At 61.0% G+C, this 14464-nt stretch carries 11 protein-coding genes and 1 pseudogene; 7 read left to right on the top strand and 5 right to left on the bottom strand.

What is annotated here, in order from left to right:
- A pseudogene (locus tag GEV06_25695) lies at positions 1 to 115 on the bottom strand (thioredoxin-disulfide reductase).
- A complete protein-coding gene (locus tag GEV06_25690) occupies positions 100 to 336 on the bottom strand; it encodes a hypothetical protein (GenBank protein ID MPZ21261.1) in 237 nt (78 codons plus the stop codon). Before GEV06_25690 ends, GEV06_25695 begins: the two are co-directional and overlap by 16 nt.
- On the opposite strand from GEV06_25690, the gene GEV06_25685 reads away from it, so the two are divergent.
- The 7 genes from GEV06_25685 to GEV06_25655 all read left to right on the top strand — a co-directional run bounded on the left by GEV06_25685 (position 335) and on the right by GEV06_25655 (position 9806).
- A complete protein-coding gene (locus GEV06_25685) occupies positions 335 to 1315 on the top strand; it encodes a DUF1016 family protein (protein MPZ21260.1) in 981 nt (326 codons plus the stop codon). The genes GEV06_25690 and GEV06_25685 overlap by 2 nt on opposite strands.
- 71 nt (positions 1316 to 1386) lie before the next feature.
- Positions 1387 to 1920 carry a methyltransferase domain-containing protein gene (locus GEV06_25680; protein MPZ21259.1) on the top strand — a complete coding sequence of 178 codons (534 nt, stop codon included), beginning with the start codon at positions 1387 to 1389 and terminating at the stop codon, positions 1918 to 1920.
- A 488-nt stretch (positions 1921 to 2408) separates the two neighbouring features.
- On the top strand, positions 2409 to 2879 hold the full coding sequence (locus tag GEV06_25675; GenBank protein MPZ21258.1) for a hypothetical protein: 471 nt from the start codon (positions 2409 to 2411) through the stop codon (positions 2877 to 2879).
- 361 nt (positions 2880 to 3240) lie between these two features.
- A complete protein-coding gene (locus GEV06_25670; protein MPZ21257.1) occupies positions 3241 to 4323 on the top strand; it encodes a hypothetical protein in 1083 nt (360 codons plus the stop codon).
- A 74-nt stretch (positions 4324 to 4397) separates the two neighbouring features.
- Positions 4398 to 5015: a signal peptidase I gene (lepB, locus tag GEV06_25665; protein ID MPZ21256.1), complete on the top strand. Its 618-nt coding sequence runs from the start codon at positions 4398 to 4400 to the stop codon at positions 5013 to 5015.
- 224 nt (positions 5016 to 5239) lie between these two features.
- Positions 5240 to 7120 carry a glycosyltransferase gene (locus GEV06_25660; protein ID MPZ21255.1) on the top strand — a complete coding sequence of 627 codons (1881 nt, stop codon included), beginning with the start codon at positions 5240 to 5242 and terminating at the stop codon, positions 7118 to 7120.
- A gap of 220 nt (positions 7121 to 7340) precedes the next feature.
- The gene (locus tag GEV06_25655; GenBank protein MPZ21254.1) at positions 7341 to 9806 is read left to right on the top strand and encodes an FtsX-like permease family protein; all 2466 of its coding nucleotides are present in this window, start codon (positions 7341 to 7343) and stop codon (positions 9804 to 9806) included.
- Between the two features lie 51 nt (positions 9807 to 9857).
- On the opposite strand, the gene GEV06_25650 is transcribed toward GEV06_25655, so the two are convergent.
- From GEV06_25650 to GEV06_25640, 3 genes are read right to left on the bottom strand one after another with little or no spacing between them, the layout of a single operon-like run.
- The gene (locus tag GEV06_25650) at positions 9858 to 11738 is read right to left on the bottom strand and encodes a glycosyltransferase (GenBank protein MPZ21253.1); all 1881 of its coding nucleotides are present in this window, start codon (positions 11736 to 11738) and stop codon (positions 9858 to 9860) included.
- Between the two features lie 36 nt (positions 11739 to 11774).
- The gene (locus tag GEV06_25645) at positions 11775 to 12752 is read right to left on the bottom strand and encodes an AAA family ATPase (protein MPZ21252.1); all 978 of its coding nucleotides are present in this window, start codon (positions 12750 to 12752) and stop codon (positions 11775 to 11777) included.
- A gap of 40 nt (positions 12753 to 12792) precedes the next feature.
- Positions 12793 to 13119: a response regulator gene (locus GEV06_25640; GenBank protein MPZ21251.1), complete on the bottom strand. Its 327-nt coding sequence runs from the start codon at positions 13117 to 13119 to the stop codon at positions 12793 to 12795.
- Positions 13120 to 14464 lie beyond the last annotated feature (1345 nt).

The following is a 14464-nucleotide window of genomic DNA, read 5'->3' as shown; positions in this document are numbered from 1 at the left end:
GATCCATCTCGAGCTGGCCCGTGAAGAGCGCCGTATTCGGTCGGTGGCCGATGGCAAGGAACACGCCGTCAACGGCAAGCGTGCTCGGCTCCCCGCTCCTCACGTTCCGCAGCGAGCTTCGGTGAGCTCGACGTTCCCTCGAGTCCGGCCGGCGTTGAAGATCGGCGCCGAGGCGCCGACGCTCGCCGTCACCATCCGCGCCGGCGCGCTCAGGAGATCGGAGAGCGCACGGCTTTGTCCGCCAAAGAACGCCGTCAGTCCAATGCGCGGGAAGAATTCCGCCTTCGCCGCGCCGATCTCGGCGTTGGCCGCAATCAACGTTACATGACCTCTCATCGAGGGAGTCGCCAGCCGACTGAGCCAGCGCTTCGGGCGAGGGCTCGGTGTCGCGACATTGCGCCGTGCGCGGAGTTTCTACCTGACATACCCCCGAGGCTCTGCAATCCCTCCTGATATTGGCGGTTTGGAGATTCGATCAACGCCGTTGATCGAATCGCGCAGCGGTCAGATTCACTCAGCAACGTTGATCGAATCCGCAGGTGCAGGCCGAGGCCTGTTTCCGCCCTTGCTCGGCTGGTCGCACTACCTCACACTCCTCCGCGTGCAAGACGACCGGGCCCGCGCCTTCTACGAAATCGAAGCCGCGCGCGAAGGGTGGTCGGTTCGCGAGCTCGAGCGCCAGGTCGCCTCGCTCCTCTATGAGCGCCTGGCCAAGAGCCGTGACAAGGAGCAAGTGTTGGCGCTCGCCAAGAAGGGCCAGACCGTCTCGGCGCCACGAGACGTCATCAAGGATCCGCTCGTCCTCGAGTTCCTAGGGCTCGAGGAGCGCCCGAACTGGCGAGAACGTGATCTCGAACAAGCGATCATTGATCGCTTGGAGTCCTTCCTGCTCGAGCTCGGCAAGGGCTTCTGCTTCGTCGCTCGCCAGAAGCGTGTCACCCTCGATAGCGACCACTTCTACATCGACCTTGTCTTTTATAACCGTCTGCTCCGCTGCTTCGTCCTCATTGATCTTAAGCTCGGCAAACTCACTCATCAGGACCTGGGACAGATGCAAATGTACGTGAACTACTTCGATCGCTACCAACGCGCGGAGTATGAGGCAGCAACGGTCGGCATCGTCCTCTGCTCGGACAAGAACGACGCGATGGTCAAGATCACGCTGCCCCGCGACAACCAGCGGATCCACGCCAGCCGGTACCGGCTCTACCTGCCTACCGAAGAGGAGCTGCTCCAAGAGCTCGAGCGTGAACGCGAAGACGCCGAACGGGCTCTCCGTCTCGCGGCCAAAGAAAGGCGCGATCGGAAAGGCTGAAGCCTACATATTCACGATCGTCGGCGGGACGATAGGAGAGGACAGGGATAGGAAACATTCGGCGAGTTTTCGTGGAGTTAAGCACCGGAGAGATGTACATGCAGCAGAACGAAGGCTTGCGGGGGTGGCGGCTGTTTGCCGCCGTTGGCATGCTTACGGTGTCGCCGATCGTGGTTGCGGCGCAGCGCGCGGCGACACAGCATGAGATGCACGGGCGTCACGTCGACCCCACGGCATACATCGCGTCGCTCGAGGATCCCAAGCGGGACGCGTACCAGAAGCCGCACGAGGTGGTCGAGGCACTGCAGATCGAGGAAGGTGAGGTCGGGGCCGATATTGGCGCTGGCTCCGGGTACTTCACGCTGCGCCTCGCCCATCATGTCGGGCCAACCGGCCGTGTCTACGCCGTCGACGTGAGCCCAGATATGATCCTCCATCTCAATCGGAGAGTTCATGACGCCGGTGTGCGCAACGTCGTCTCGCTGCTCGTGCCGCCAGACGACCCCCTCCTGCCCGACGCGAGCGTCGATCGCGTTTTTGTTTGCAACGTCTGGCATCACGTCGACGAGCAGGCGGCGTATCTCGAGATCAGCTGCGGCGGGTGACCCGCCCGCATCTCACTGCCGCACTGCCGCGCCTGGAACGGCGCGCCGCTGTCGATGGCGTTCGGCCAACGACTTGAGCGCGGATGGATGAAGGTCGAGTTCCTCTCCACCACATCAAGGCGCCCCAACGCGCGAGCACGGAGCCTGCGGCAGGCATCTGAACCGACCGCGGCGTTGCTGCGCCGGTTGCTTGAGTTCTGGGGGTTGCGCGGGGCGAGCGCTGCTCGAGTGAAGCCCCTTCTTCTTCGCATACAAGACCCCTTCGTGAGTGGCTGTTTCAAGGCGTTTCATGCAACTGTTTCATGGTGAAACGCTCCTTGAAACACATCGATTTACCCACTCGTTAGCCTCCGGGCTCTTTTTCGTTGCTCATATGGGTCCCGTCCCTGCGCCAGCCGGAGGTACGACAATTGCTCACGTAGCGGGTAAGGTAGCCTGAATCGCGTGCTCGCCACCTAGGAGCAGCCTCCGCTTCTCGGTTAAGGACAATGCCCACACTTGCCATCCCGACAGGGAGGACAGAGAGGATTTGGAAGCGGACGCGAGCGTTCGCCCCAGACGTAATCAGAGCGGCAACGATAGTCGGGCTCGTTGTGCTATTAAGCGTCGCCGCTATCGATAAGATTATCAACCTCTCCAGTTTCCACGCCGCAGTGCGGAATTACGTCCTGGTACCACTTCCAGTGGCGCGCGACGTGACGCTTCTCGTTCCGGCGCTCGAGTTGTGGGTCGCGGTTGGCCTAATGGTATCCATCTGGCGACCGTACGCCGCCATCGCAGGAGCGGGTCTCCTGGTGCTGTTTGCCGTGGGCCTCGGAGCGAACTATCTTGCGGGCGTGCCGGCGCCGTGCGGTTGCCTGTTCTCCCTCACGCTGGCGGACGCGACTGCACCGCACATAGTCTTCAACGGCCTTGTCGCTGCGCTAAGCCTGACGCTCCGTCTTGAGCATCGCTCTTAGGCTCTCAAACCATGCCGTCTCTCGGGCCGGCGGGATAGGCCCCGCCAAATGTACATACGAAAGGAGTCACAGGATGAACGACCACAAGGATGACACTCGAGAACAAGGTCGCACCAGGTCTCTCGCGGCCGTGCGACTTGGTCTGCTCGTCATGGCCCTAGGTGCTGGCGCCGCGCTGGCCACGCCGTACTCTTCTGCGAGTTCCTGTTCGGGAGACTGCGGCTGCGGGGGCGGGTCCACGCAGTGCTGCACGCTGGGCAACGGTGCCACCTGTTACCAGAGCTAAAAGGCCTCGGCATCGGCCGGGCCTCAGGCACCGCGGGCTTGGGTCCCGGCCGAATTACGAGGGACGGAGGCACATATGAACCGCACGATTCTCCCGTACTTGGCGTGCCCCGTTCTGTGCTTAGCGGCGAGCAGCATGGCCGGCAGACTCGTGCTCCCGCCCGTGCCGGCGACCGTCCCAACGCCCGACGTCATGATTCTGACCCCTTCACTGGCGCCAGACATCGTCCCGGCCACGCAGGCGGAGGGAGCCCGTAGCTGGCTAACATGGGAGAAGACGCCGACCGGATCCTTCCGCGTCGAACGTAGCGCGATTCCGTCACGTCTGATCACGGTAAGCAATGGCCTTTTCGTCTTATCGCAGGCGGAGCGGAGCATCCGACTCTATTCTCACCGCGGCCGCTTGCTTCGTCGGTACGGACCGCTCGGTGACGGGGCGAGGCCCATCTCGGACTTTGCCGTGACCTCAGATGGCCTCGTGTGGGTTGCCGACCCCAATGGCATCACGAAAGCGCTGCACCCAGATGGCTCGGCCGCCAAGCAACTTCCTGCGGCGATACGCGCCTTGACGATCGCGTCCATCGGCGACACGTTGGTCATTCAACCCGTTGCGACCCCTGTCTTTGAGTATGGCGATGCGATGCTCCTCCTCGTGAGCCCTGGGAGGCATCCCACGGCTCTCGCGTCGTTCGTTGAAGACCACGCGCGCTTTGGCATGGCCGTCAGCGGTATTCCGGTCGCGTCGCCAAGTGGCGACAGCTTCTACTACGTTACGAGGTCCGCCGGACTCCTGGCGTCGTACTCGCCCGCGGGAGAACTCCGATATCTCACTCGCACCATCGCCGCCCCGGAGCTTCCATCGCTCGAACTGACGCCGACTGGCGCTACGAAACTCCCCGCCCAGGGCGACGAGTTTCTGAGGAGCGTTGCCGTCCGCGGACGCTATCTGCTGACACTGACCGACGTAAAGCCTGGCGATCCCCTGCAGCGAGATCCCACGTCTGTCGTCGACGCGTACGACCGCGCCACCGGGCGCTATGTGGGCTCGTTCGCCCTGCCGGCGAGAATGCGTGCCATAACGACAATGGCGGACACCCTCTATACCGCGTCGAACAACGACATCCTCTCGTGGACTCTGCCACCTGCACTCACACAGTGACGGCCAACCGGCCCGCTTTTGCGCAGATATGCGCACCTCGCATCGCGAGGTACGGCGCTCTCGTTGGGCTAATCATGCTCGGATGGCACTATGTTGCTCAGCCGGCCCTCCTCGTTGGCCATTCGATGCATCCCACGCTCCAAAGCGGTGACCGGGTGCTGGTATTCAAGCTTGTCGAGACTGCCGTCGGCAGCTGGGGCCGCAAGCTCCGCCGTCAGGACATCGTCCAGTGTCGCAACCCGGGTGCTCCACAGCACCTGCTCATTAAGCGGCTGATCGGGCTTCCTGGAGACCGGCTAACCATTCGCGATAGACGCGTATTCATCAATGATGTAGTGCTGGATGAGCCGTATAAGCGGCACGACTCCCGATGGATGGACCAGTCCGACGCAGTGTTCCCAGACGAAACGCGAAACGTTCTGGCGCCAACTGCATTCACGATGTTCGATACCTGGGTCCGCGACGGCTACTTAGTAGTTCCACCAGAGCACTATTTCGTGTTGGGTGACAATCGCTCGACATCACAGGATAGTAGACTGTTTGGCATGGTCGCAAGCGACGACATTCTTGGCGTCGTCGTGCTGGTTGCATGGTCCTTCGACAGTTATCAGTGTCAGCGGACCTCTGATGCGGGTGGTTGCGCCTTTCGCTCATTCCGTTCCGCTCGTATCTTGCTTGATCCGACGCGCTGACTGCGATTTCGCCTTAGAAGCGTCGATTGTCTTGACCTGTCCCCATGTGGAGGCTGTACGAGTAACGGTCGCCGTCGCTTAGTGAGCCAGGGCGCCAGGTGTGACCAGGAGCCGATTGACGCGCCCAGGACAACCGCCGCCCGGCCAGACGCCACAGACGTCGCCGGATTGGACTTGAGCTAGTGACCGAGACCTCTCAATTGTAACAACGGTGGCACCAGGTTATGCGCACACAGGCCATTATTCTGCTCGATCTCCTGCCTGTATCCGTGTACTACCGTCGGTATTTCCACTCGCGACACGGGTGTACTGCGCTGCAACATTGCGTCTGCGCCGTCGCAGCACTAACTCGCGACGTGACCGTGGTGACATTTGATGATACGGACCACAGACGTGCCCACACCCTTCTGAGCGGTCACCCATGCAGGGTCCATCGATCGCATGAGTGCTTGGAGCTGCATGCGATCGTCGAAGCGGTGGGCGAAGAAGACAAGAACATCCTCGTCTATCGACTGGAATGTCTCCTGACTCCGCACGAACTGATTCGCCGAGCTCTGAGCTCTCACGTCGAGCGTGGTCATGGGATGACCTGGGCAGAGGGTCTCCCGACCACCGGGACGCCGGTCCTCTTCAGAAGGGAGTTTATTTCTCGATTCGTTGCGCTGGGCCTGCCGGACGTTGGCAAGACCTGCGAGGCAGTCCTCGATATCGTGCGCCGTACAGGCGTCGCAAACGTGAGTACCGCTGTGGGATTGGCCGCCGTAGGCATTCCCGTCGAGACGCTGTACGGGCCGTGCCCTATCTCCGCAGTGGATATCGCTGTCGCGTACCCCCGTGACGTGGATCGTCTCTTGACTGTCCTCGAGCGGCACCAGGGTTCGGATGGTGAGGAGGGGTCGTGGGCCCGCCTCAATACCTGGCAAGTACTCGCCGTGAAGCAGCGGGAAGCCGAACTTGCGAGGTTGACACAAGCTGCTAACGTCCCACCTGTGGGACCCGGCCGCCGCGTGCATCGTGTCCTGTACGTTTCCCACGCTTCAGGGTACTCTGGCGCAGAAGAAAGTCTCCTCCAGCTCATCCGCCACTTGCCACAGCACGCTTTTGAAAAATGCGCACTCGTTGCGCTTGAGGGACAACTTACCAGCCGTCTACGGCAAGCCGACGTTGAGGTCGTCTGCCCAGAGAGAGAGTTCCTTCGCCCCACGCTCGAAAACCTTCTGTACGCGGCTAGCGTGCTGCGTGACCTGAGGCCCAATATCGTTCATCTTAACGGACTCGACGGCCTGCCAGTGCTCGCCGCGGTAAAGGCACTTCGCATTCCGACGGTACTCCATGTTCGTAATGGAGTGTTCGGAGCATACGAAGAGTATGCGTCTGCGGCGGACCGGATCATTGCGGTATCCGAGTTCGCGAAGAGGGGTGTCCTCTCAATGGTCAGTGATGTTGCTCACATTACCGTAATCTACGACGAAGTAGATCCTGACACCTTTAGGCCCGACCTATACGGTGCTGCTGAGGCACGATGTGGCTTTGGTCTTCCGGAAACAGCATTCGTTGTCGGGATGGTTGCTCGATTCGCCAACATTAAACGCCATGACATTATGATTCGGGCGATCGCTGAAGCTCGAACACGCATTCCTGACATTCGACTTCTGCTTATAGGCGAGAACTTCGAGCATCCCGAGGTGTTCGCTTCGACGCGCGCGAAAATCGCGGAACACGGGGTAGAAGGCTGCGTGACATGGGTGCCTTTCGTAGAAGACATCCGTCGGGTACACGCGTCGCTCGACGTTCTCGCGCTCTGCAGCGATGCTGAGGGGCTCGGACGGTGTGTGGTAGAGGCAATGGCGATGGCGGTCCCCGTCGTGGTGACGAGGAGCGGAGGCACTCCCGAAATAGTTCGTCATGGAGTGAATGGTTTGGTGGTCCGCCCAGATGACCCGCACGCGCTTGCGGAAGCACTCGTCGACGTAGCCGCCCAGCCGAACAAAGCTGTGCGCCTTGGACGCTCGGGGAGGGACTTCGTCCTGGCGCATCTCACCGCCGCCGCCTCGGCTGAGGCGGTCGCCGGGATCTACGACGACCTGATGAAGTCTCCTGTTTAGAATGGCTTACTGGCGGAGGCTGCGCTTGGATCACGCCTCCGAGGCTGCTACGGTCGGCTCGCGATCGCCGCCGAAAAACCCGCCCCTACAGATCACGATTGACACCAACGCGTGGATCGGTTTTCCTGTTCCGCGTACAGCGCCATTTCGCTGTGGCTGTGAAACGTCGGTCGCGTAGCCATTCGCCAGCACGATTCTGGCAAGCCCTGGAGTTGTTCCGATGCGTCGCTCGCTATTGTGGGATTCGACAGTCCGCAACATGCACTACGCTCTGCGGTTGCTCTTACGCATGCCGGGAAGCACGGGCGCCATCCTGGTGTTGTTAGCCCTCGGGATCGGTGCGAATGCCGGCGTCTTCAGCCTCGCAAACGCAGCACTGTTGAATGCGTTGCCCGTTCGCGATCCGCAGACGCTGTACTTCGTCGAAGCTGTGGGTCTTCAGGCGCAACGCGGCGGAGTTTCCTACCCGCTCTTCCAGTCGCTTAGGAACGAAACGTCAGCGCTATCACATCTCGCGGCATTCCAAACCGCTGAGCTGGCTGTCACTATCGACGGCGAGTTCGAATCCGTGTCGGCACAATATGTGTCGGACAACTTTTTCGACCTTCTCGGCGTACGCGCTGTGCTTGGGCGCGTGCTGCTTTCCGAGAACGAACAGACCATGGGCCGAGTGGACGCCAGCGGCTCCGTCGCCGTGATCAGCCATCATTTTTGGGAGCAGCGTTTTGGTAGACGCCCGGACGTACTAGGCAAGCCCATCCGAGTGGGTGAGAGGATGGCAACGATTGTGGGCGTGACCGGGCCCGAATTCTTTGGCCTGCAACCCGGCCAGCGTGTGGATGTGACCTTTCCCTTAACGCTGGTCAATTCTCGAGTCCTGGAGAACAACACGGCGTCTTTCTTGACGGCTGTCGGACGTCTGCCCGTCGCGGACAGCATCGATACAGCGCATACGGAGCTGCAGGCATTACTGACACGCTGGGTCGAAGGCGAAGGTATTTCCGACAACATTCGGGGCGGCTACTTCTCTCGCGTGCGGTTGAGCACGGCCAATAAGGGACTGGATGCACTCCGACTCCAATTCTCGGGCCCCCTGTTAGTGCTCATGGCGATTGTCGGATTGGTCCTTTTCTTAGCCTGTACCAATGTGGCAAGTCTGTTGCTGATGCGGATGGCCAGACGGCAGCAGGAGTTGAGCACGCGCGTCGCGCTAGGCGCCAACCGGTCCGAACTAGTACGCCAGGCAGCTGCCGAGACCTTCCTGCTGGTGGCGGGAGGAACGCTGCTAGGTCTGCTTGTCGGATGGGGAACGGTTAATGTACTAGCATCGTTGCTCCTCGACCCCTCGGATGGGTTCCACCTTGACGTGCCTCTTGATGCACGGGTCGTCGCGTTTACCGCAACCGTTGCCCTAGTCGCCGGGCTGATCTGTGGCGTTGCGCCTGTCTTGTGGATCTCCAGAATCTCCCCTGCGCAGGTGATCCAGCAACAGTCGCGTGCCGTGATCGGTGGGCGCGGAATGTTGGCGCGCGGCCTGCTGCTGTGCCAAGTCGCACTGGCGATTATGCTGCTCACCGCCACTGGGTTACTCGCCAGAACGCTGCAAGCGCTTCACAGCGTCGATAAGGGTTTTCAGCCGGAGGGGGTATTGGCGATGCGGGTTGAGGCGAACAACCACGCATTCTCCGAAGCCGAGATTGGAGGGTTGTGGTCGACTCTCCTCGACGACGTCCGCACGATTCCCGGTGTCAGCCAAGTCTCCTTTTCGAGCTTGACTCCCCTTACCACAGGGGGCGCCGGGGCCATCATCGGGATTCCCGGATTCGTGGCAGGATCCGACGCCGACCTTCAGGTCACGCGGAACGAGGTCAGCCCAGGCTATTTTTCCGTCATGAAGATTCCTGTTCTCGCTGGGCGGACGTTCACGACAAGCGACACTGCCGACGGGCAGCGCGTGGCAATGATGAGCGAGACAGCAGCACGCTTCTATTTTGGTGGGATCCACCATGCACTCGGTAAGTCCTTTACCCTCGGGCAGGAATTCGTCCAAATTGTGGGTGTGGTTCAAGATACCGCGTATCGCAGCTTACGCGAACAACCACCGCGATTATTATATCTGCCGCTCTCCCAGGGGTTGGAGCAACATTTTGCACTGACACTCGCGGTCGGAACGTCCGTGGACCCCTTAAGCTTGCACAATGTCATCCAGGATCGTATCAACAACCGTAGCGGCCAGATTCTGCTCCGGGACGCCAAGACCATGGACGCGCAGGTCGAGGATTCGCTGCGTCAGGAGCGTACGCTGGCGACTCTCTCAACGGCGTTCGGGAGCCTAGCGCTTCTCCTCTCCGCCGTTGGCCTCTACGGAATGCTGCTGCAGTCTGTAATCGGTCGAACACGAGAGATCGGCCTCCGCATTGCAATGGGAGCCACGCCCATGGCGATTTCACGTTTGCTCCTGAAGAACGTCGTCCTGATGATGACGATCGGGGTTGGCCTCGGACTGGGCGGTTCGCTGGCCGTTGGGCGCCTACTAGAGAGCCAGCTGTTCGGCGTGCGGCCTGTCGATCCTGTCACCTTGACGGCGACGCTACTGATCTTTGGCATCACCGCGGCGGCAGCGTGTGCAATTCCCCTTCGCTATGCCGTCCGCATCGATCCGCTTGTTGCCATACGGGATGAATAGCGTGCCTTTGGGCGATTGTTCAGTGCTTTTGTGTCTTGCGGCGCCCTCCTTTTATCCAGTTTCCAAATCGAGAACCTCGTCGTAAAGGAGCATCGTATCGCGCGCGGTGCTGGACGAGGTGAGATGCGCCCGTACGTACGCCAGTCCGGCGTCGGCGAGCTGTCTGGCGTAACACCGATCAGTGAGAATCGTGTCCAGCGCGCGTGTCAGTGCTGCGACGTCACTGGTGTCCACGAGCATCCCACCACCAGAATGCGTTAGAAGCTCGACAAGCCCGCCAGCCCTCGTAACAACCACTGGCAAGCCCATCGCCATTGCTTCCAGAACACATGTGCCGAGCGGCTCGTAATCCGAACACAACACCAGCACGTCCGCCGCGGCCATGGCCAAGCGAACGTCTGCCAGAAAGCCGGCGAAAGTGACCTGCTCCCTCAGGTCCAGCTCATGTACCAACGCAAGCGTCTGCCCATACGTCCGGTCGTTTGGCATCGCCTCGCCCACGCACAGCAGATGAACGGATAGATGGCGACGATTTAGTTCCGCGATGGCACGAATCAGCAAATCGTGACGTTTGTTGGCAACGAATCGCGCGATGATAAGCACGGTGCGCAAGGAGGCAGGCAATTGAAGACGGCGGCGCGCGTCGGCACGAGCGATCACATCTGGTGCAAACCTGGAGACGTCGACGCCGTCGTAGATGACCTTTACGGCGTTCTCATCGACGTCGCATGCGACCACACGATGCTTGATAAAGTGTGACACAGCGATAACTTTAGTGGCGGAATCCAGCGTTTCCCTCCAACTGCTCAGATTGACAACGCGCACGTGCTGGACCATAGGGATCTGGAGTTCCGAAGCTGCAATCAACAGAGGAGTTCCCGAATCACCATTGTTGTGGATCAAATTTGGTGCCCACTCCTGCAAAACCGAACGAACGTAGCGATAGTTACACAACGAACTGCTCGCGAATTCCTGATTCCGAACGAACATAACGTCGGTGCTGGGACGCATGCGGCTGACGAACTCACCGTCCATCGCCACGAGGCCCGCCGCGCAGTATCGGTCTCTATCGAGATGCGCGACCACTTGACACAGGCTCTCCTCAGCACCTGAACAGGCGGAGGGATTGGATACGTACAGGACTCGCTTTGGATCGTGCGGAAGGGAGCGGTGGCGCGAACGCCAGGAGGACAGGTGACGCCCCTTTCGCTCTGTTGCCTGGTGCCGCCACAGCTGCAGCAGCGACACTTGTTGACTGGCTCCGTCGGTCGCTTCTATAACACCTCGTGCGATCTCGACATCGCCGGAGGCATGTATCGACACCTCAGACGGCATGACTCCGCCAGAGATCTGCCCGTGAGGAGTAAGACGCCCACGCCGGAAAGATAGGCCGAGGTCGAATGCCGTTTGAGCCCGTTCCACCAGATCCAGTGCGGTGCGTGGATGGGAAGGGAGATCCGGCACTTGCAGCTCCATCAAGCCCTTGAGGAGGGGCCTACTGAGGAGATCTGGTGCCACCATCGGCGGTAGCCCGGCCACCGTGGAAGTCGTGTACCCTCCAGCATCGTGAAAAGCTTCGAGTTCAGCGATCAGTCCGCCTGGGGCGAACGCCAGCTCAATGTCGGCAACGATACAGTCGTCGAGCCCTATCTGCTGAACGAGGGCCCACAGTGACTCCAGACCGGGCGTCAGATCTGTGGGGGCTGTGATAACCGGCAGATGTGGAACGACGTGTGCGAGGCAGTCTTCGTCGGACGCTCGGCTGTACATCAGGTACACCGGCGCGTCCGTCTGCAGGCCTATTCGCTCTACACACCAATCGAGGAGCAGACGGCCACTATGAATCCGCTCCAGATACGGTCGGTAGGCGATTGAACGCGTCCACGGACGCACCAAGACGATGACCGGCCGACGAAGTGACATGGCAGCCATCGACCACCATCCTATCGAGCTGATCGCTCAACGCGCCTAAGTTATCCTCGCGCGCGGTTGCCGCAGTCGACGCCAAAATGTGGTGCGACTGATTCCGAGCGCCCTTGCCGCGCGCGTGCGGTTGCCAGAAAAGCGCTCAAGCACTTCAAGGAGGCGCCGGCGTGCCTCTTCGTCACGTGCCACCGTACTCAGAAACTGCGCCCGCGAGGATTGAGGGATTCCCACCGCTTCGACGAGGTCAAGGCGGGTAATGACCTCCCCCGTCGACATGGCGACGGCTCCCCCAACCATATGCTTCAGTTCACGCACGTTTCCGGGCCATTGGTACTCCTGCAGCCACGTCCACGCATCGTCCGAAAGCGATCGGACGGGCTGGCCAGATCGTACGGCGCATTGACGGAGACAATCCATCACCAGCGCCGGGATGTCGCGCGGGCGGTCTCGGAGTGGCGGCACGTGAAGAAGGACTCCGCGCAAGCGGTACAGCAAGTCCTGACGAAATCGACCACGGTCCACGTCGCGCTGGAGATCACAATTCGTGGCGGCAATTACCGCAACGTCTACCCACCGCGGTCGCGCGTCCCCGAGGCGCGGGACTTCTCCGCTCTCGAGAAACCTGAGCAGACGCGCTTGACTCACCGGGGGGATCTCGCCCACTTCGTCGAGGAAAAGCACACCGCGGTGGGCTTCCTCCGCGTATCCCTTCTTGTCTCTGACGGCTCCCGTGAAAGCGCCCTGTCGGTACCCAAAGAGCTCGCTTTCAATGAGGGTCTCTGGCAGTGCACCACAGTTCACGGGAACGAACGGGTGACTGCGCCGAGGCCCCGAGCGGTGGATGAATTTTGCGACAACCTCTTTGCCGGTTCCAGTCTCCCCAGTGATCAAGACTGAACAGTTCGCTGCGGCTACCCTCGTCGCACGTCCAAAGATCGCGAGCGTCGCCGGATCAACGGCTACGACCCCACCCGTCAGCGACGTGGTTCCACGTGCCGGCGAACCACCCGTTCTTGCCATCCGGCGTTGGACCGCATCGCGCACGACCGACGGCAACCGATCAGTGTCGGTCGGCAGCTGTAAAGTACTGGTAGGCTCCCTCCCGCATCGCCTCTGCGACAGCGCCAGCGGAACTGCTGAAGCCGGTCACGATTATCACCTCGATTTCCGATGCCGTCACCTTGACGTGCCGCAGCAGGTCAAGTCCGTCCTCGTCAGACTGTATGCGCATCTCGGTCACTACGATGCCGCAGCGGCATGACTGGAGGGCTTCCTTGGCCTCGGGTAAACAGGCTGCGACGCTGATCTCGTGCCCATCCCTTCGGAGCATCTCGGCAAAAACCGCACTCACTGACGGTTGACCGTGAACGACGAGAATGCTAGCCATCGAGCCTCCCCCCGATGAGTTTGTCACTCAACGGACGCTCACGTTGTGGGCGCGGCTAGATACGCATGCACAGATCTAGAGCGCAGGACTGAGACTGGGCATTAGGATAGCGCCAATGCCAGCGCTAGTGAAGGTCAGAAACGACGGAAAAGTGAACACCATCGGAGCCCCGACCACCCCGCGTCGCTGTCGCACAACCGCAACAAGGAACCAGTGCGGTAACCGCATGTACGGTATTGAACGTCATAACGTTATAGAAAGTACTCATGGGGAGTTGCCGAGCCTCGTCGACCGGGTGTCTTTGGAGGCTTTGGCGCTGTCATGGCTCAGTTTCTCCGCGACTGGCCGGGGCAGGTGCAATTTGCGTTATGCAGCCGATCGCTGGGCTATGGTGATGCTTCGGGTCGTTACGGCCGAGGGAGACCCGAAGACGGTGAAGAGGTGGGCGAACCTCCTGGGCGTGAGCCGCACCACGCTCGTCACCTGGTGCAGGGCCACCGGCGTCCCTGCGAAATCGTCCCTTGACCTCGGGAGGCTTCTACGAGCTGTGGCGCTGAGCAGAGGTAACCTGCGAGATCTCTTGCAGGTGCTGGACATCGCCGAGCCGCGCACTGCCGAAAGACTCCTGCGACGAGCGGGCCTGCGGCCTGACATGACTGTGGGCGTACTCAAGCTCCTCGATACCCAACGTCTTGTTCGCAAGCCCGAGGTGTTGGAATCGCTGCGGGAGCATCTTTACCGCCATGGTTTTCGGTGATCCTGCACGTGCGGTCGGACGGCCTCGCTACGTGCCGCACGTGGACGGCCTCGACGTCGACATCTCGATAACAGGCATGACCAGCCAGCTGCCGAGGCGCGCCTTCCGAGTGCTGAGCACGCCAGTGACGACGCCGCGAACGGGTGAATGAGGGACGCGCGTAGCATTGGTGGCTTCCTGTTCGGCGTGGCACCGCTCGACGCTACAACGCGGGATGGCGGTGCCGTGCTCGTTGTACTGGTGGTCGAGTTCGTGTCGTACCTACCCGCACGGCGCACCGAGGTCGAGCCCGAAGTGCTGCAACTCCGCAACTAGCCCTAAAACAAGCGTGTGCCGCGATCCGTTGAGCGGCCCGAGCGGGGTAACTGCGAGCGCGGACACTCCCGTCGCCAGCGCCCGTGCCGCGCTCGCGACTGCTCAGTTATCAGTAACTCAGGTCGTCTCTCCCTCTCTCGAGAACGGTGAATGCCATCCGGGCCTCGCTATCCCGGTGTCACGGTGCCGCGGCGCGGCGTGTCGCCGTCACGGCCCTTCCAGCTGGGCCACCACGCGGAGAAAGACGGCTTGCCACGGATTCCACGCGAGCAA

The sequence above is a fragment of the Luteitalea sp. genome, from assembly GCA_009377605.1.
Classification (GTDB): domain Bacteria; phylum Acidobacteriota; class Vicinamibacteria; order Vicinamibacterales; family Vicinamibacteraceae; genus WHTT01.
The sequence above is the reverse complement of the archived record's forward strand: the minus strand, read 5'-3'. Positions and strand labels throughout refer to the sequence as shown.